Origin of the sequence: Paractinoplanes polyasparticus, from assembly GCF_019710575.1 — a bacterium.
Classification (GTDB): Bacteria; Actinomycetota; Actinomycetes; order Mycobacteriales; family Micromonosporaceae; genus Actinoplanes; species Actinoplanes polyasparticus.
In genome coordinates this window covers 61,362-77,958 of the sequence record NZ_JAHWFK010000027.1, presented here as the reverse complement: position 1 = coordinate 77,958, position 16,597 = coordinate 61,362, and the positions used below count along the sequence as shown (strand labels likewise).

Genomic DNA, 16,597 nt, shown 5'->3' with positions numbered 1-16,597 from the left:
ATCCTGTGCCTGGCTGGACCGCGCACTGATCCGTCGGGGGGTCCGGCCCGTATCCCTTGGCGCCATGCAGACTCTGAAGAAGCCCCCGCCGCACGCCGAAGCCCTGCTCATCGCCGCGCTCGTCGTGATCGCGATCCTGGCCCGCTGGGTGGGCTTCCACGAGAAGACGACCGACATGCGCATCTTCTTCTCGTGGTACCGCCAGCTGCGCGAGGCCGGCGGCTGGCGCGGGCTCGGCACCGAGGTGGGCAACTACAACGCGCCGTTCCTCTATCTGCTCGCCTTCACGATCTACCTGCCCGGCCCGCTCCTGCTCAAGATCAAAGCGATGTGGGTCGTCTTCGACGTCGTGCTGGCGTTCTTCGCCTACCGGATCGTCGGGCTGCGCTGGCCGGGCAGCCGCCTCCCGGCGGCCGCGGCGCTGATCGTGGTGCTGCTTCCGACAGTCGTGCTGAACGCGTCGTTCTGGGGGCAGATCGACGCGATGTGGGCCGCGCCCGCCCTGGGCGCCGTCTATTTCCTGCTGAAGGACAAGCCGTGGTGGGGTGTGGCGCTGTGCGGCGTCGCGGTCGCCATGAAGCCGCAGGGGATCTTCATCCTGCCGCTGCTGCTGCTCCTGGTTCTGGCGGGCAAGATCCCGTGGCGTACGTTGCTCGCCGCGCCCGCCGCGTATCTCGCTCTCGACCTGCCGGCGATCCTGCTCGGGCGCAACCCGATCGAGCTGCTCACGATCTACAGCATGGACCGGCAGGCCCGCAACGTGCCCGAGCTGAGTCTGCGCGCCCCGAACGTGTTCGCCCTGATGCCCGGCGGCCCCCGCGAGGACACGCTGCGCACCCTCGGCTACCTGTTCGCGGCGGCGGTGGTGATCGGGGTCGTCTACGTGCTGATCGCTCGCCAGGTCGAGCTGACCCGGGAACGCGTCGTGCTCGCGGCCGCCCTGTTCTCGATCCTCGTGCCGTTCCTGCTGCCCGGCATGCACGAGCGGTACTTCTTCCTGGCCGACGTGCTGACCGTCGTCCTGGTGATGTTCATCCCACGCCTCTGGTACGTGCCCCTGCTGGTCCAGGCGGCCTCCCTGCTGAGCTACCAGCCGTACCTGTTCGGCCGGGTCGTCGCCGTCCTGCCCACGATCGCGGCCCTGCTCATGTTGGCCGCCCTGATCGTCGTCGGCTACCACCTGCTGCGGGAAGCGTTCCGGAGAGACCCGATCGAGGAAGAGCTGGAAAGACTTACTAGTCGACGCGAAGAGCGGCCAGCGCCTCTTCCAACTCGTCGGGCTTGACCAGCACGTCGCGGGCCTTGCTGCCCTCGGACGGGCCGACGATGCCGCGGGTCTCCATCAGGTCCATCAGGCGGCCCGCCTTGGCGAAGCCCACCCGCAGCTTGCGCTGGAGCATCGACGTCGAGCCGAACTGACTGGTCACGACCAGCTCGATGGCCTGGATCAGCACCTCGAGGTCGTCGCCGACCTCCTCGTCGATCTGCTTCTTCTTGCTCTGCGGGACCTCGGTGACGTCCTCGCGGAACTCCGGCTCGCGCTGGTCCTTGCAGAACTTGACGACCGCCGCGATCTCTTTCTCGTCGACCCAGGCGCCCTGGATGCGCACCGGCTTCGAGGCGCCCATCGGCAGGAACAGCCCGTCACCGCGGCCGAGCAGCTTCTCGGCGCCCGGCTGGTCGAGGATGACCCGGCTGTCGGCCAGCGAGGAGGTCGCGAAGGCGAGCCGGGACGGCACATTCGCCTTGATCAGGCCGGTCACCACGTCGACCGAGGGGCGCTGGGTGGCCAGCACGAGGTGGATGCCGGCGGCCCGGGCCAGCTGGGTGATGCGGACGACCGAGTCCTCCACGTCGCGCGGCGCCACCATCATCAGGTCGGCCAGCTCGTCGATGATGACCAGCAGGTACGGGTACGGCTTCATGACGCGCTCGCTGCCGGGCGGCGCGGTGATCTCGCCGCTGCGGACCTTGCGGTTGAAGTCGTCGAGGTGGCGCACGCCGTTGGCCGCGAGGTCGTCGTAGCGCATGTCCATCTCGCGCACGACCCACTCGAGCGCGTCGGCCGCCTTCTTCGGATTCGTGATGATCGGCGTGACGAGGTGCGGGATTCCCTCGTACGCGGTCATCTCGACCCGCTTGGGGTCGACCAGCAACAGGCGGACCTCGTCGGGGGTGGCCCGGGTCAGCAGCGACACCAGCAGCGAGTTCAGGCACGAGCTCTTGCCGGCACCGGTCGCGCCCGCGATCAGGATGTGCGGCATCTTGGCCAGGTTGGCCACCACGAAGCCGCCCTCGATGTCCTTGCCCAGCGCGACCAGCATCGGGTGGTGGTCGGCGGTGGAGGCCCGCGAGCGCAGCACGTCGCCCAGCGCGACGTTCTCGGGGTCGGTGTTGGGGATCTCGACGCCGACCGCGCTCTTGCCCGGGATCGGGCTCAGGATGCGGACGTCGGGCGACTTCACCGCGTACGCGATGTTGCGCGACAGCTGGGTGATGCGCTCGACCTTGGTGCCGGGACCGATCTCGACCTCGTAGCGGGTGACCGTCGGCCCGCGGGTGAAGCCGGTGACCTCGGCGTCGACGTTGAACTGGTCGAACACCCCGGACAGGGCGGCCATGATCTCGTCGTTGGCCCGGCTGCGCGACTTCGGCGGCGAGCCCTGGCCGAGCAGCGACGGCGGCGGCAGGCGGTAGTCGCCCGGCACCGAGCTGATCTCGAGCTGTTCGGCCCGGGTGGGCAGCGGCTCCGAGTGGTCGGGCGGGGCCGGCGTCGGCTTCTTGCGGCTGGCCGGCACCTTGGGCACGGCCACCGTGTCGTGCACGAGGAAGTCGTCCTCGTCGGCGGCCGGCTCATCGGGGGCCAGGCCGATGTCGGCCAGCGAGCCCTGCCGGCGACGGGACGGGCGGCGCTTCTTGACCGGCTCCTCGGCGTCCTCGTCGTCCTCGGGCAGCTCGGGGGTCGGCAGCGGGGCGCGCTCGGTCGACCGGCCCAGCAACACGTCGACCAGCAGCAGCACCCGCTCGGGAATCTTGTTGATCGGTGTGGCCGTGATCACCAGGAAGCCGAAGACGAAGAGGAGCACCAGCAGCGGCACGGCCACCCAGGCTGTCACCGCCCGCTCGAGCAGCGCGCCGAAGGCGTACCCGAGCAGGCCGCCGGCCCTCTCCATCGCGGCGCCGTCGTCGGGGCGCTGCGAGACGTGCAGCAGCGCGGCGGTGGCGATGACGATCGCCGTCCAGCCGACCAGCGTGCGACCGCGGTGCTCGGGGTCGGCCGGCTTGCGCATCAGGCGTACGGCGCCATAGAGCAGCAGCAGCGGGAGCAGCACGGCGAGGCCGCCGAGGAACAGGTGGGTCGAGTCGGCCAGCCACTTGCCGACCGGCCCGGCGCTGCCGAACCACACCGCCACCCCGACCAGGATGGCCAGGCCGAGCAGCAGCAGACCGGCGCCGTCGCGGCGATGCTCGGGATCGATCTCCTTGGCGGTGGCGGCCTGCCGGCCGACGCCGCGGGCAGCCCAGCCGACGCTGTGGGCCAGGCCCATCCACAGGGCGCCCAGACCGCGGCCGACGCCGGTGGCCACCGCCGAACCCATGGAAGGCCGCGCACGGGCCGCCGAGCGGGGTCGCGTCGCTTTGCGCGGCGGAGTCTTGCGGGCGGGCTGGCGTGCCGGTTGACGGGCACGGTTGGTAGCGGCGCCGCGCGTCGTGGACGCGGCGCGGCCCCGGCTCGCCGGAGAGGTGCGGCCCGCCATGGTCACACCGTAACGCCGCGATGCTCATGAATCCGGTAGGCGCACCGACCTACTATCGGCGGGTGCAGGCCTTCACCAAGGAAATGATCACCGACGCGCTCGACGCGCGCGACTTCAAGTACTTCGAGGACGCCGAGGGGGACATCGGCGGCAACTTCCAGGGCAACCTCATCTATTTCTTCCGCATCGGGCAGCAGCAGGAAGTGCTCCAGGTGCGCACGATGGTGCAACACATGTTCGGAATGGACGACGTCGCCCGGCTCTACGAGTTCTGCAACTCGTGGAACCACGACCAGCTCTTTCCCAAGGCGTACGTCCACGTCAACGACGACGGGACGGTGCTCGTGGTGGGCGAGGTCATCGCCGACTGGGAGCGGGGCGTCACGCCCGAGCAGCTCGACCAGGTGATGATCGCCGCGATCGCGACCAGCGTCCAGCTGTCCAACGAGGTGCTGGAACTGCGCCAGCTCGGTTGAGACGCAGACGCGACGATGCCGGGGAGCCATGGGCTCCCCGGCATCGTCAGATGCGCTGTCGCCACCGAGGCAGGGGTGGTGGCGGGGCGCGTCAGGGGGTGCTGAACCCCAGGTTGTACGCGCCGGCGCCGGAGGTGGCGACGACGACGTACCGGTAGGTGCCGGAGCGGCCGTTGAAGGTCAGCTCCTTGTCGCCGGCGCCGGTGTCGCTGGCGACCGTGCGGAAACCGCGGTTGGTGAGCCGCTGCAGGAAGAGGTCGAAGTCGGCCCCCTCGGCGGCGGTGAGGCAAGCGGTCTGGACGCCGGCGTTCGAACGGAACGCGGCGCCGTCGGGCTGGGCCTGGGCGGTGCGGGCGCGGGCCAGGGTGCCCTCGCGCTGCACAGCCTGGTCGGCGCAGGCGCCGGCCGACTCGGCCGGGGGCTGTTCCTCTTCGGCCGGCGGCTGGGCTGCACCGCCACCGCTGGTCACCAGCGTCAGGTCCTCGGCCGCGAGGATCTCGTTGACCGGCTGGAAGAACGTCTCGCCGCCGACCGTGCAGTCGCCCGAGCCGCCCGAGGTGAGGCCCTGGGCCTGGTCGCCGCTGAGCCACGGGCCGCCCGAGTCGCCACCCTCGGCGCAGACGTCGGTGCGAGTCAGACCGGTGACCGCGCCCTCGGGGTAGACCACCGTCTGGTTCTTGGCGAGGATCGTGCCGCAGAAGGTGCCGGTGGTGGAGCCGGAACGGCAGACCGCCGCGCCCACTGGCGCCTCGGTGTTGCCGGCCACCGGAAGCTCGTTGCCCTCGAAGTCGTTGACCACCGGGCGCGGGTCCCAGTCGCCGTTGACCTCGACGAAGCCCATGTCGGCGGTGCCCGGGAAGGTCGACGCGCGTACGGTGCCCTGGGCCTGCTGGTTGAAGCCGGTCGTGGTCGCGCCGACGCCGCCGCAGTGCCCGGCCGTGACGAAGCCGCCCTCGACCGAGAACCCGATCGAGCAGCGCGCCGTGCCGCCGTCGACCCGGATGAAGTACGGGTCGGCGCCGCGCACGTCGAACAGCGGCTTGGGAGTGGCCGAACTGGTGACGACCGACACGGCGTCACCGGCCACGCCGGCCGTGCGGGCCAGACTCTTGGCCGTCGACACCTTGCCCGGCTTGGCCACCACGACCAGCTTGTTGGTCTTGACGTCGACGTACCAGCCGCTGACACCGGACGCCTCGGAGCGGACCGCGTCCACCTTCTCCTTGGCCGTCACCAACGCCTGCTCGCTGCGCTCGACCAGCACCGGCTCGGCGCCGGCGGCCCGGACCGCCTTCTCGGCGGCGGGGTCGGTCACGGCGATCTTGAGGGTGTTGCCGTCGGTGGCCAGCCAGGCGCCACCGAAGTCGGCGCCGGTCTGCGCGGACAGCCGGGCGCTCACGGCGCTGGCCCACTTCGCCCGCTGCAACCGGGCCGTGGCCTGATCGCCGTCCAGCCCGAGGTCGCGCTTCATTGCCGCCAGGATCTGCGGCGAAACGCCACCGGCCTTGGGCTTGGCAGTCGTGCTCGACGGCGTGGTGCCGGCCATGGAAGGCAGGGTGAACGCCACTGCCGCACCCGCCGCCGCCACGACCGCCGCCGCCACGGCGATCCGTCTGCGCTGCATCTTTCGGTACTCCCCTCGACACGGGTGCCGTGGGGGCGGCACCGTGCCCAGAGGTACGGGGAGAACCAGCGAAAGGTTTAAATGGCCGCTCTTCTTTAGCTCAGACCTCGACCACGGTCGGCACGATCATGGGCCGGCGGCGGTACGCGTCGTTGACCCAGCGGCCCACCGTACGCCGCACGACCTGCTGCAACTGGTGGGTGTCGGTGATGCCGTCCTCGGCCGAGCGGTGCAGCGCGGCGGTCAGCAACGGAATCACCGGGTTGAACGCGTCGGGGTCCTCCGAGAAGCCCTTGGCCGAGATGTTCGGCTCGCCGACGACCTTGCCGGTCACCGAGTCGATCACCACGGTGGCCGAGATGAAGCCGCCGTCGCCGAGGATGCGCCGCTCGGTCAGCAGCGACTCGCTGACGTCGCCGACCGCGAGCCCGTCGACGTAGACGTAGCGGTTCTGCACCCGGCCGACGTGGCGGGCGTGCCCCTCGACCAGGTCGACGACGTCGCCGTCCTCGCACAGCACGACCCGGTCGGGCGCGACGCCGGTCTCGACACCGAGCTGGGCGTGGGCGCGCAGGTGGCGCCACTCGCCGTGCACCGGCATGAGGTTGCTGGGACGCACCACGTTGAGCAGATAGCGCAGCTCGCCGGCCGGGGCGTGACCCGAGACGTGCACCTTGGCCGTCTCTTTGTGCACCACGGTGGCGCCGGCGCGGGACAGCCGGTTGATCACCCGATAGACCGAGGTCTCGTTGCCCGGCACCAGGGAGCTGGCGAGCACGACCGTGTCGCCCGGCTCGATCGTGATGTGCCGGTGGTCGCCGTTGGCCATGCGGCCGAGCGCGCTCATCGGCTCACCCTGCGAGCCGGTCGACATGAAGACGATCTCGTCACCCGGCAGCCTGGTCGCCTCGTCCAGGCTGACCAGCAGGCCGTCCGGGATGTTGAGCAGGCCGAGGTCGCGGGCGATGCCCATGTTGCGGACCATCGAGCGGCCGATCAGGGCCACCTTGCGCTCGTACTCCCAGGCCGCGTCCATGACCTGCTGCACGCGGTGCACGTGGGAGGCGAAGCTGGCCACGATGATGCGGCCCCGCGCCTTGCCGAAGATCGAGCTCAGCACCGGGCCGATGTCGCGCTCGGGCGTGACGAAACCGGGCACCTCGGCGTTCGTCGAGTCGGAGAGCAGCAGGTCGACGCCCTCGGCGCCGAGCCGCGCGAACCCGGCCAGGTCGGTGATCCGGCCGTCCAGCGGCACCTGATCCATCTTGAAGTCGCCGGTGTGCAGGATCAGGCCGGCCGGGGTGCGCACGGCGACGGCCAGCGCGTCGGGGATCGAGTGGTTGACCGCGAAGAACTCGCAGCCGAACGGCCCGAGCTGCTCGGTCTGGCCCTCGCGCACGGTCAGCGTGTACGGGTCGAGGCGGCGCTCGGCCAGCTTGGCCTCGACCAGCGCCAGCGTGAACTCCGAGCCCACCAGCGGGATGTCGGCCTTGTGGGCCAGCAGGTAGGGGACGGCGCCGATGTGGTCCTCGTGGCCGTGCGTCAGCACGATCGCCTGGACGTCGTCGAGCCGGTCGAGGATCGGCGTGAAGTCGGGCAGGATCAGATCGACGCCGGGCTGTTCCACGTCGGGGAACAGCACTCCGCAGTCGATGATCAGCAGCTTGCCGTCGAACTCCAGGACCGTCATGTTGCGGCCGATGGCCCCGAGGCCACCCATCGGAATGACGCGCAGGGCGCCCTCGGGCAGCGGGGGCGGCGGTTCGAGATCCGCGTGAGCTTGACTCATATCAGATTTGTCTGTCTTTCCTCATTTTGTGCGGCGGTGCCCGTCACAGGGCGATGCCGGCTGCGGCGGCGTCCTGGCGCAGTTGGTCGAGCTCGGCCTCGGTCGCGTCGACCAGCGGCGAGCGGACCGGGCCGGCCGGGCGACCCTGAGCGTTGAGGCCCGCCTTGACCAGCATGGTGCCCGGAACCCGGAAGATGCCGGTGAACAGCGGCATAGCCCGCCGGTGCAGGGCCAGAGCGGCGGCGTTGTCGCCGCGCTCGAACGCCTCGATCATGTCTTTGGCCAGGACGCCGGTGAAATGGGTGGAGGTGCCGACCAGGCCCACCCCGCCGATCGACAGCAGCGGCAGGGTCGCCGCGTCGTCGCCCGAGTAGTAGGCCAGGCCCGTGCGGCTGAGCACCCACGAGCTGGCGATCAGGTCGCCCTTGGCGTCCTTGACGGCGACGATCCGGTCGTGTTCGGCGATGCGGCACATGGTCTCGGTGGCTATCGCCGTGCCGGCGCGGTGCGGGATGTCGTAGACCATCACCGGCAGGCCGACCGCGTCCGCCACGGTGAGGAAATGCCGGGCCACACCGGCCTGCGGCGGCTTGTTGTAATACGGGGTCACGACCAGCAGGCCGTGGGCGCCGGCCTTTTCCGCGGCGTGGGCCAGCTCGATCGTGTGAGCGGTGTTGTTGGTGCCCACACCCGCGACGATCCGGGCCCGGTCGCCCACCGCGTCGACCACGGCGCGGAGCAGGGTCTCTTTCTCGGCGTCGGTGGTGGTCGGCGACTCGCCGGTGGTGCCGCTGACGACGAGCGCGTCGTTGCGCTGCTCGTCGACGAGGTAGGTGGCCAGCTTCGCCGCGCCCTCGACGTCGAGGGAGCCGTCCGGCGCGAACGGGGTGACCATGGCGGTCAGCAACCGTCCGAAGGGTCGCGGGTCGTGCGTCATACCCCCCAACCTATCGGACGGCCCGCTCAGACGTAGAGCGCGGTGAACGGGGCCCAGGGCAGGTTGCGGGCCACGCTCCAGACCGCCCACACAGCGACGAAGGTGATCAGGACGGCCGGGCTCAGGTTCAACTGGGGCAGGTTCCACTTGAAGAGGCGCTTGCCGGCCCAGGCCACGTACAGATAGAGCAGGAACGGAACGGCGAAGACGAAGACCGCGTGGTGGCGGGCCGCGGCCGGCAGGTCGCCGTGCAACAGGTACCAGGCCGCGCGGGTGCCGCCGCAGCCCGGGCAGACGAAGCCGGTGGTGTATTTCAGCAGGCAGGTGGGTGCTTCACCGGCGCCGGCCTCGGCCGGGTGGGTCACCATCGTGTAGCCGACGGCGCCGCCCATGCAGACCAGCAGGGCGAGCGGGGCGGCCCAGATCGGCGACCTCGTCCAGACCCGCTGGACGAAGCGGGTGACCCGGTCGGGCTCGTTCTGTCGCGCGTAGTAGGCCAGCCACTCGGGCGGCACCGGCGGACCCTGGACGGGCTGATCGTCCAGCCACGGGCGGGCGGCGTCCGGGGTCGTGGTCGCGCTCATGGGCGCCACGGTACACCGGCGTCGCCGCTGCTCGATGACCCAAGATCAGCTTTCGTACGGGCGTCCGGCGCTCACCACCGAGCAGCGATCAGCCACGACTCCACCCGGCGGGAGACGCCCGCGCCACACACGGGCTCCGCTCACCCGGGCCGCGGCTCCCCGAGGGCTGGGCTCAACCGAGGGCTGGGCTCAACCGAGGGCTGGGCTCACCCGTGCCGCGGCCCACCCCGCGGCTCGGCTCACGCGGGCGGCGGCTCACTCGGCCCGGGCGGAGAGGGCGGCCGTCAGCGGGCCGGCGAGGTTGCCGCCGACCGGGGGCACGACCTCGGACAGGCCGAGCCAGCCGGCCAGGCGGTGCAATTCACCGGCGAGCGCGACGGCCGTCTCGTCGGGGTCGGCGTCGGGCTCGAGCCAGGCCGCCGGGATCAACAGGCGGCCGGTCTTGCGGTCGGCCTTGAGATCGACCCGGGCCACGAGCTGGTCGCCCAGCAGGAAGGGCAGCACGTAGTAGCCGTAGAGGCGCTGAGCGGCGGGCACGTAGATCTCGATGCGGTAGTTCATGCCGAACAGCCGCTCGGTGCGGCCGCGTTCCCAGATCAGCGGGTCGAACGGGCTGACCAGCGTGGCCGCCCGCACCCAGCGCGGCAGTCTCGCCTCGTGGTGCAGGTAGGTCGGCTGCTTCCAGCCGGGGACGGTGACCGGGAGCAGCACCTGATCGTCGACCAGCTCGGCCACGGCCCGCTTGAACCCGTCGACCGGGAGGCGGAAGTAGTCGCGCAGCTCGGGCTCGGCGGCCACGCCCAGCGCCCGCGCCGACAGCTCGACCAGGGCGCGGAGGGCGTCGGGCTCGGCCGGGGTGGGGGCGTTGACCACGGCCGCGGGCAGCACCCGCTCGGGCAGGTCGTAGCGGCGGGCGAACGACGTGGTGCGCTCGGCCGCGGTGATCTCGCCGGAGTAGAACAACCACTCGAGGGCCTGCTTGACCGACGACCAGTTCCAGCCCCAGTGGTCGCTGCGGCGGGGCTCGTCGTGCTCGATCTCGGCCGCGGTGATCGGACCGCGCTCGCGCACGACGGCCAGCACCCGGGCGACCAGCTCGGGCTGTTCCTGCACGACCCGGCGCATGTTGCCCCAGGCCAGCTCGCCCGCGCGGGCCATGCGCCAGCGGAACAGCGGCTGGAGGTCGGTGGTGATCAGCGACGCCTCGTGACCCCAGAACTCGAACAGGTCGCGGGGCCGGCGGTAGGCCGCCCGCTCGAGCAGCTCGACCGGGTAGGGCCCGAGGCGGCTGTAGAGCGGCATGAAGTGGGCCCGCTGGAGCACGTTGACCGAATCCATCTGGATCAGGTGGACGCGGCGCAGCACCCGCCGCAGGTGGCGCAGGTCGGTCGCGCCGCCGGGCCGGGGGTCGGCGAAGCCCTGCGCGGCCAGCGTGACGCGGCGGGCCTGCGCGACGGAGAGCGAATCAGGGAGTGCCATCGAGAAGGAAGGTAGAGCAGGGGTACGACAAAAATCGCGCTCTGTAGGCTCCCGGCATGGCAATCGGCTTCGTCCGTCCCGCGCGTCCCGGCGACGCCACCGAGATCGCCCGCATCCAGCTGACCACGTGGCGCTCGGCCTACCGGCGCATGTTCCCGCCGCACGTGCTGGCCAACCTCGACGAGGCCTACCTGGCCCGGGGCTGGTCCGAGGCGATCGAGCAGCCGCCGACCCCGAAGCACTGGGTGCTGATCGCGGTCGAGCAGAGCGAATCGGAGACTCAGGTGATCGGCTTCGCGGCCGCCGGCCCGGCCGACGAGCAGGCGCTGGCCCCCGAGGAGCCGGCCCTGCCGGACACGGTCGCCGCGGTGACCGACCTGCTGATCGAGCCCCGCTGGGGCCGGCGCGGGCACGGCAGCCGGCTGTTGTCGGCCGCGGTCGCCCACTGGCGTGAGGACGGCTTCACCCACGCGGTGGCCTGGGCCTACGAGCAGGACAAGGTGATGCAGAAGTTCCTGGCCTCGGCCGGCTGGGAGCCGGACGGCGCGGGCCGGGCCCTCGACGTGGACGACATGCTCGTCCCCCAGCTGCGGCTGCACGTCGCGCTCGACGCAGAATAGATCCATGCCCACGCCGACCTTCGTCTACGACGGCGACTGCTCGTTCTGCAGTTCGTGCGCCGAGTTCATCTCCAAGCGCATCCCGACCCACGCCCGGGTGATCCCGTGGCAGTTCGCCGACCTCGACGCGCTGGGCCTGACGGTCGATCAGTGCGAGGAGGCGGTGCAGTGGGTCGGCGCCGACGGCTCGACGGCGTCCGGCCCCGACGCGATCGCCCTGCTGCTCCACGACGCCGGCCGGTTCTGGCAGATCGCGGGGGGCGCGCTGCAGCTCGGCCCGGTGCGGCTGGCCGCCTGGCCGGCCTACCGCTGGGTGGCCGAACACCGCCACCTGCTGCCGGGCGGCACCGCGGCCTGCTCACTCCCCCAGGCCCAGCGCGACCTGCTCTACGGCACCGGCTCCGGCGCCTGATCCACCGCCGGGGTGCGGCCGAGTCGGCGGCGCACGCATTCGATCGGGCGCACCCGTTCGATCGCCAGGAAGCTCGCCATGGCCACCAGGTGCGGGGCGAACGAGATGGTGATCATCGAGAACGTCATGACGTGGAACGAGTAGAAGAACGCCACGCCGATCCACCGGAAGCGCTCCGGGATCACGAAGATCAGCGGGCTGAGCAGCTCGAACAGGATGATGCCGACCTGGGCCGCGATCAGCAGGCCGGGGACGACGGCGATGTGGTCGGCCAGCCAGGTGCCCCGGCGGATGATCGCCTGGGCCAGCACGGCGCTGGTCAGCCAGTCGATGCCGCCGAACCGCAGCTTGGCCCAGGCGGCCAGGAAGTACGTGCAGACGACGGCGATCTGGGTGACTCGCAGCGCCCACCCGGCCGCCTCGGAGAGCGTCCTGTCGCCGAACCGGGCCCGGCCGATCGTGGGCAGGACGGCCAGCGCCACGAGCAGCCCGACCCGGTCGTGGTCGACCTTGCCGTAGCTCATCGCGATGATCATCCACTCGAAGTAGAGCGCGAAGACCGCCCAGCCCAGGATGCGCGGCGCGCGGCCGGTGGCGGCGGCCAGGGAGAGCACGATCAGCGCCCAGAACACCGCCCAGACCAGCAGGTGGGTCGGCGTGGGCAGGGGCAGGACGCGGCCGACCAGCAGCGGCTCGTAGAGGTCGCCGGGGGTGTTCGCGTGCGAGCGCACCCAGGGCGTGAAGACTGTCAGGTCGAGGGCGACGAAGACGTAGACCAGGGTGCGGAAGGCGGCGATCCGCCCGAGCGGCACCGGGGCGAACAGCCATTTCATGGGCGCGTCCATTCGGCGACGACCTCGTCCCACGACTTGCCGGTGGGCCGGGCGTGCTCGATGCCGTGCCAGCGCACCACGATGCGGACCGTGCGCAGCGGCGCCGCGCCGGGCGTGTGTTCCTCGTACGCCGTGGCGACGCGGCCCAGGCGGGCCGGGTCATCGACGTACGCCTGCTGCTGGCCCTCGATCTCGGCCCGCCGGATGCCGCTGTTGCCCTCGGTGATCGCCACCGTGCGGCCGTCGGCGTCGACGCCCTCGACGCGGGTGTCGCGGGCGGCCCCGTTCGGGTCGGGCGCAGTCGAATACATGCGGAACGGCCCGAACGGGAAGTCGTCGTCGGTGCCCCACAGGGTGCCGGCGAGCAGCAGCACCCCGGCGATCAGGGTGGCGACCACCCGGACCCGGCGGCCGCGCACGGATAGCTGGTCCACAGCCGGACAATCTAGCCCTTGTCCGCACCCGCGGCCGCGTCGCGTACGAAGTAGCGCTGGAAGATGACGAAGATGATCGCGACCGGGATCGTGGCGAGCAGGGCCGCGCCCAGCTTCAGCGGATACTGCGTGCCCGCCCCCAGCGAACCGCTGACCAGGTCGGCCAACCCGCGCGGCAGGGTGAACAGGCCCGGGTCCTGCACCGAGACGAGCGTGTGCGGGAACTCGTTCCACGAACCGGTGAACGACAGGATGGTCAGGGTGATCAGCGCCGGCCGGGCCATCGGCAGCACCACCGACGAGAACGTGCGGAAGACTCCGGCCCCGTCGATGCGGGCGGCCTCCTCGACGCTGACCGGCACCGAGTCGAAGAACTGTTTCATCACGAAGATGCCGGTGGCGTCGGCCAGCAGCGGCACGATCAGCCCGGCGTAGCTGTTGTACATGCCGAGCTGGTTGAGCACCAGGAACTTCGGGATCAGCAGCACCACCGGCGGCACGGCCATCAGCGCCAGCAGGCCGGCGAACAGCGCCCGGCGCCCGCGGAACTGCAGCCGCGAGAGCGCGTAGCCGGCCATCGAGCCGAAGGCCACCCGGCCGATCGTGACCACGACAGTGACCAGCACGGAGTTACCCAGCCAGGTCAGCGTCGTCTTGGCCGGGTTGCCCTGGCTCATCACGTAGATCTGGTCGAAGACCTGCCAGGTGCCGATCAGCCCGAGCGTCACGACCAGGAACGTGGTCGGCCGCAGCTGGGGCAGGATGATGTGGCGCAGCCGCTGCCAGGACGACGCGCCGTCGATCAGGCCGGCCTCTTCCAGAGGCGCCCGGCAAGATCATGCACGAGCTGCGCCGCTCCGACGTCACGGTCGAGGGCCGGCTGCCCGCGGTCTACTACGGCACGATCGACGCCACCCTGCTCTGGATCAGCCTGCTGCACGACGCCTGGCGCTGGGGCCACGACCCGGCCGGGATCGCCGAGCTGCTGCTCCCGCTCGAGAACGCGCTCAGCTGGCTCGCCGACCACGCCGACCCGGACGGCGACGGCTTCCTCGAATACCTCGACCCGACCGGCCGCGGCCTGGCCAATCAGGGCTGGAAGGACTCGCACGACGCGGTGCGCTTCCACGACGGCCGGCTCGCGGAGCCGCCCATCGCGCTGGCCGAGGTGCAGGGGTACGCCTACCGGGCCGCCCTCGACGGCGCCGCGCTGCTCGACGCGTTCGGCCGGCCCGGCGGCGCCCGGTGGCGGGCGTACGCCGACGCGCTCGAGACCCGGTTCCGCGGCGCGTTCTGGGTCGACGGCGGCCGCTATCCGGCGCTCGCCCTCGACCGCGACAAGCGGCCGGTCGACGCGCTGACCAGCAACATCGGCCACCTGCTGGGCACCGGCCTGCTGACCGCCGAGGAAGAGGCCCGGATCGCCGTGGCGCTCGGGTCCGAGAGCATGTCCGGTGGCTACGGCCTGCGCACGATGTCGTCCGGCGACGGCGGGTTCGCTCCCCTGTCGTACCACTGCGGGTCGGTCTGGACGCACGACACCGCGATCGTCGCCGCGGGTCTGGCCCGGGCCGGCTTCGCAGCCGAGGCCGGCCGTCTCATCGACGGCCTGCTGACGGCGGGCGAGGCGTTCGGCTTCCGGCTTCCCGAGTTGTACGGCGGGGACGCGCGCATCGACATCTCGCGGCCCATGCCCTATCCGGCGTCGTGCCATCCGCAGGCCTGGTCGGCCGCCGCCGCGGTGCTCATCGTCCAGGCGTTGCTGGGCCTCGAGCCGGATGTGCCCAACGGCGTGGTCCGCGTACGGCCGATCCCCGGCGCTCCCCAGGTGACGGGCCTGCAGATCGCCGGTCAACCGGTCGATTTCGCCGACGGCAAGCTCACCGGCCTGCCGGACGGGATCTCAGTCCAAGAAGCTGTCTAGCCCTACGGTCAGGCCGGGGCGGTGGAGGATCTTGCGGACGCCGAGCAGGACGCCGGGCATGAAGGACACCCGGTCGAGCGAGTCGTGGCGGATGGTGAGCGTCTCGCCGAGCGAGCCGAACAGCACCTCCTGATGGGCGACCAGGCCCGCGGCACGCACCGAGTGGATGCGTACGCCGTCGATGTCGGCGCCGCGAGCGCCGTCGACCTCGTCCTTGGTGGCGTCGGGCATCGGGCCGAGACCCGCCTCGGACCGGGCCTGGGCGATCAGCTGGGCCGTGTGGGTCGACGTGCCGCTCGGGGCGTCGAGCTTGCGCGGGTGGTGCTGCTCGATGATCTCGACCGAGTCGAACCAGCGCGCCGCGCGGGCCGCGAACTGCATCATCAGCACCGCGCCGAGGCCGAAGTTGGGCGCGACCAGCACACCGACCCCGGGCTGGGCGGTCACCCATTCGCGGACCTGGTCGAGCCGTTGCGCGGTGAAGCCGGTCGTGCCGACGACCATGCTGATGCCCTGCTCGACCGCCCAGTGCAGGTTGTCCATCACCACGTCGGGCGTGGTGAAGTCGACGAATACCTGGGCGCCGGCGTCGGAGGCCTTGAACAGCTCGTCGCCCTGGTCGAGCATCGCGACCAGTTCCATGTCATCGGCGGCGTCGACCGCCTTGCACACCTCGAGGCCCATGCGGCCCCGGGCTCCGAGAACGCCGACGCGGATCGGGTCTGCCTGGTTCGTCACACGGATAATTTAGTCCGCCGGGCGCGCCGACGTCCGCCGGGCCCACCAGCGTTCGGCGAAGCCCACCGCCGCGAACACCGCACCGACGTACAGCCAGCCGACGAACACGTCGATCACGTAGTGCTCGCCCGTGTAGACCAGCGTGAACGTCATGGCGAGCGGGTACGCGAGCAGCAGCGGCCACCACCGGCGGCGGACCATCGGCAGGAAGAAGGCGACGGCCATCATCGCGTACGCGGTGTGCAGGGACGGCATGGCGGCCACCGGGTTGGACTGGTGCACCTGCAGCGCGTTCAAGGTGTTGCCGGCGCCGTGCAGGCCGATGACGTCGAGGCCGCGCGACGAGAACCGCGCGACTTGGTCGGGCAGGAAGCCGTAGAAGGAGGCCCACCACGGGGGCGCCGCCGGGTAGAGGAAGTACGTGATCAGGCCGGCCATGCTCAGCGTGATCCAGCGGCGGATGAACCGGTAGGACACGCCGCGGTTGCGGACCCAGAGCACCACGGCCACCGTCGGCACGGTGAGGAAGTGCGAGATGTACACCACGGTGGTGACCACCTCCCACCAGGGGACGTGCTTGGGGTCGTACAGGTGCTCCTGCAGCCAGACGGTGGGGATCTGACCGTCGGTGAGCCACCCGAACATGGCCACGTCGGCGTCGATCAGGGGAAAGACGTGCGGTTCGAAGAGCTTGTCGGCGGCCCCGCGCGAGACGTTGTAGAAGACCAGCAACAGCACGACCGGGCCCCAGTCGCGCACGAAGAGCAGGTGTTCTCGCCAGGGCAGATAATTGCGCCAGGCGATGGTGGCCAGCCACAGCCAGCCGAAGGCGGTGAGGAGGTCGCTGGTCGGCACGCCGACCAGCCACACGAACACCACGAAGGCCGCCGCCCACACCGTCATGCCGATGATCCGGCGCTTGCGCTGCTCCGGCGTCACGGCAGGGGTGGGCGGCGGTGGGGTCTCCAGCGTCGTCACGGGGTCCAAGG

At 71.2% G+C, this 16,597-nt stretch carries 16 protein-coding genes; 5 read left to right on the top strand and 11 right to left on the bottom strand.

The features are described from left to right. Positions 1 to 64: 64 nt before the first annotated feature. On the top strand, positions 65 to 1,285 hold the full coding sequence (locus tag KXC43_RS25485) for a glycosyltransferase 87 family protein (protein ID WP_221378668.1): 1,221 nt from the start codon (positions 65 to 67) through the stop codon (positions 1,283 to 1,285). Here KXC43_RS25485 and KXC43_RS25480 read toward each other — a convergent pair. Further along, positions 1,236 to 3,758 (bottom strand): DNA translocase FtsK 4TM domain-containing protein, encoded by a 2,523-nt coding sequence (locus KXC43_RS25480; RefSeq protein WP_221378667.1) that lies wholly within the window; start codon positions 3,756 to 3,758, stop codon positions 1,236 to 1,238. The two genes, KXC43_RS25485 and KXC43_RS25480, sit on opposite strands and share 50 nt — an antisense overlap. Before the next feature lie 62 nt (positions 3,759 to 3,820). Between KXC43_RS25480 and KXC43_RS25475 the strand changes: the two genes are divergently transcribed. Continuing rightward, entirely contained in the window at positions 3,821 to 4,234 is a 414-nt protein-coding gene (locus tag KXC43_RS25475; protein WP_251803069.1) for a YbjN domain-containing protein, read from the top strand. Between the two features lie 91 nt (positions 4,235 to 4,325). Here the strand turns inward: KXC43_RS25475 and KXC43_RS25470 are convergent, their stop codons facing one another. The 5 genes from KXC43_RS25470 to KXC43_RS25450 all read right to left on the bottom strand — a co-directional run bounded on the left by KXC43_RS25470 (position 4,326) and on the right by KXC43_RS25450 (position 10,647). Then, positions 4,326 to 5,858, bottom strand: coding sequence for a S1 family peptidase (locus KXC43_RS25470; protein ID WP_221378666.1), 1,533 nt, complete (start codon positions 5,856 to 5,858; stop codon positions 4,326 to 4,328). 100 nt (positions 5,859 to 5,958) lie between these two features. Continuing rightward, positions 5,959 to 7,647, bottom strand: a complete 1,689-nt coding sequence (locus KXC43_RS25465) for a ribonuclease J (protein ID WP_221378665.1) — start codon at positions 7,645 to 7,647, stop codon at positions 5,959 to 5,961. A 43-nt stretch (positions 7,648 to 7,690) separates the two neighbouring features. Next, entirely contained in the window at positions 7,691 to 8,584 is an 894-nt protein-coding gene (dapA, locus tag KXC43_RS25460) for a 4-hydroxy-tetrahydrodipicolinate synthase (protein ID WP_221378664.1), read from the bottom strand. Positions 8,585 to 8,610: 26 nt separating this feature from the next. Continuing rightward, positions 8,611 to 9,168: a DUF2752 domain-containing protein gene (locus tag KXC43_RS25455; RefSeq protein WP_221378663.1), complete on the bottom strand. Its 558-nt coding sequence runs from the start codon at positions 9,166 to 9,168 to the stop codon at positions 8,611 to 8,613. Positions 9,169 to 9,423: 255 nt separating this feature from the next. Beyond that, complete coding sequence (locus KXC43_RS25450) at positions 9,424 to 10,647, bottom strand: winged helix-turn-helix domain-containing protein (protein ID WP_221378662.1); 1,224 nt, start codon at positions 10,645 to 10,647, stop codon at positions 9,424 to 9,426. 56 nt (positions 10,648 to 10,703) lie between these two features. Between KXC43_RS25450 and KXC43_RS25445 the strand changes: the two genes are divergently transcribed. Beyond that, positions 10,704 to 11,267 (top strand): GNAT family N-acetyltransferase, encoded by a 564-nt coding sequence (locus KXC43_RS25445; RefSeq protein ID WP_221378661.1) that lies wholly within the window; start codon positions 10,704 to 10,706, stop codon positions 11,265 to 11,267. Positions 11,268 to 11,271: 4 nt separating this feature from the next. Then, positions 11,272 to 11,679: a thiol-disulfide oxidoreductase DCC family protein gene (locus KXC43_RS25440; protein ID WP_221378660.1), complete on the top strand. Its 408-nt coding sequence runs from the start codon at positions 11,272 to 11,274 to the stop codon at positions 11,677 to 11,679. Here KXC43_RS25440 and KXC43_RS25435 read toward each other — a convergent pair. Genes KXC43_RS25435 through KXC43_RS25425 form a run of 3 tightly spaced genes read right to left on the bottom strand, consistent with a single transcriptional unit; the run spans position 11,655 to position 13,707 of the window. Further along, positions 11,655 to 12,512: an HTTM domain-containing protein gene (locus KXC43_RS25435; RefSeq protein ID WP_255644805.1), complete on the bottom strand. Its 858-nt coding sequence runs from the start codon at positions 12,510 to 12,512 to the stop codon at positions 11,655 to 11,657. The genes KXC43_RS25440 and KXC43_RS25435 overlap by 25 nt on opposite strands. Further along, a complete protein-coding gene (locus KXC43_RS25430; RefSeq protein ID WP_221378658.1) occupies positions 12,509 to 12,946 on the bottom strand; it encodes a hypothetical protein in 438 nt (145 codons plus the stop codon). The genes KXC43_RS25435 and KXC43_RS25430 overlap by 4 nt, the downstream gene beginning before the upstream one ends. An 11-nt stretch (positions 12,947 to 12,957) precedes the next feature. Continuing rightward, positions 12,958 to 13,707 carry a carbohydrate ABC transporter permease gene (locus KXC43_RS25425; RefSeq protein ID WP_255644821.1) on the bottom strand — a complete coding sequence of 250 codons (750 nt, stop codon included), beginning with the start codon at positions 13,705 to 13,707 and terminating at the stop codon, positions 12,958 to 12,960. A gap of 77 nt (positions 13,708 to 13,784) precedes the next feature. Here KXC43_RS25425 and KXC43_RS25415 point away from each other — a divergent pair, with 77 nt between their 5' ends. Next, positions 13,785 to 14,870 (top strand): amylo-alpha-1,6-glucosidase, encoded by a 1,086-nt coding sequence (locus KXC43_RS25415; protein ID WP_221378657.1) that lies wholly within the window; start codon positions 13,785 to 13,787, stop codon positions 14,868 to 14,870. Here KXC43_RS25415 and dapB read toward each other — a convergent pair. Beyond that, complete coding sequence (dapB, locus tag KXC43_RS25410; protein WP_221378656.1) at positions 14,850 to 15,608, bottom strand: 4-hydroxy-tetrahydrodipicolinate reductase; 759 nt, start codon at positions 15,606 to 15,608, stop codon at positions 14,850 to 14,852. The two genes, KXC43_RS25415 and dapB, sit on opposite strands and share 21 nt — an antisense overlap. Positions 15,609 to 15,617: 9 nt before the next feature. After that, positions 15,618 to 16,511, bottom strand: a complete 894-nt coding sequence (locus KXC43_RS25405) for a phosphatase PAP2 family protein (protein WP_221378717.1) — start codon at positions 16,509 to 16,511, stop codon at positions 15,618 to 15,620. Between the last annotated feature and the right edge of the window lie 86 nt (positions 16,512 to 16,597).

What these genes read in the sequence shown, in the direction of transcription:
- KXC43_RS25485 (WP_221378668.1), top strand. Translation starts at nt 65, where the DNA reads ATGCAGACTCTGAAGAAGCCCCCGCCGCACGCCGAAGCCCTGCTCATC.
- KXC43_RS25480 (WP_221378667.1), bottom strand. Translation starts at nt 3,758, where the DNA reads ATGGCGGGCCGCACCTCTCCGGCGAGCCGGGGCCGCGCCGCGTCCACG.
- KXC43_RS25470 (WP_221378666.1), bottom strand. Translation starts at nt 5,858, where the DNA reads ATGCAGCGCAGACGGATCGCCGTGGCGGCGGCGGTCGTGGCGGCGGCG.
- KXC43_RS25465 (WP_221378665.1), bottom strand. Translation starts at nt 7,647, where the DNA reads ATGAGTCAAGCTCACGCGGATCTCGAACCGCCGCCCCCGCTGCCCGAG.
- dapA (WP_221378664.1), bottom strand. Translation starts at nt 8,584, where the DNA reads ATGACGCACGACCCGCGACCCTTCGGACGGTTGCTGACCGCCATGGTC.
- KXC43_RS25455 (WP_221378663.1), bottom strand. Translation starts at nt 9,168, where the DNA reads ATGAGCGCGACCACGACCCCGGACGCCGCCCGCCCGTGGCTGGACGAT.
- KXC43_RS25450 (WP_221378662.1), bottom strand. Translation starts at nt 10,647, where the DNA reads ATGGCACTCCCTGATTCGCTCTCCGTCGCGCAGGCCCGCCGCGTCACG.
- KXC43_RS25445 (WP_221378661.1), top strand. Translation starts at nt 10,704, where the DNA reads ATGGCAATCGGCTTCGTCCGTCCCGCGCGTCCCGGCGACGCCACCGAG.
- KXC43_RS25440 (WP_221378660.1), top strand. Translation starts at nt 11,272, where the DNA reads ATGCCCACGCCGACCTTCGTCTACGACGGCGACTGCTCGTTCTGCAGT.
- KXC43_RS25435 (WP_255644805.1), bottom strand. Translation starts at nt 12,512, where the DNA reads ATGAAATGGCTGTTCGCCCCGGTGCCGCTCGGGCGGATCGCCGCCTTC.
- KXC43_RS25415 (WP_221378657.1), top strand. Translation starts at nt 13,785, where the DNA reads ATGCACGAGCTGCGCCGCTCCGACGTCACGGTCGAGGGCCGGCTGCCC.
- KXC43_RS25405 (WP_221378717.1), bottom strand. Translation starts at nt 16,511, where the DNA reads ATGACGGTGTGGGCGGCGGCCTTCGTGGTGTTCGTGTGGCTGGTCGGC.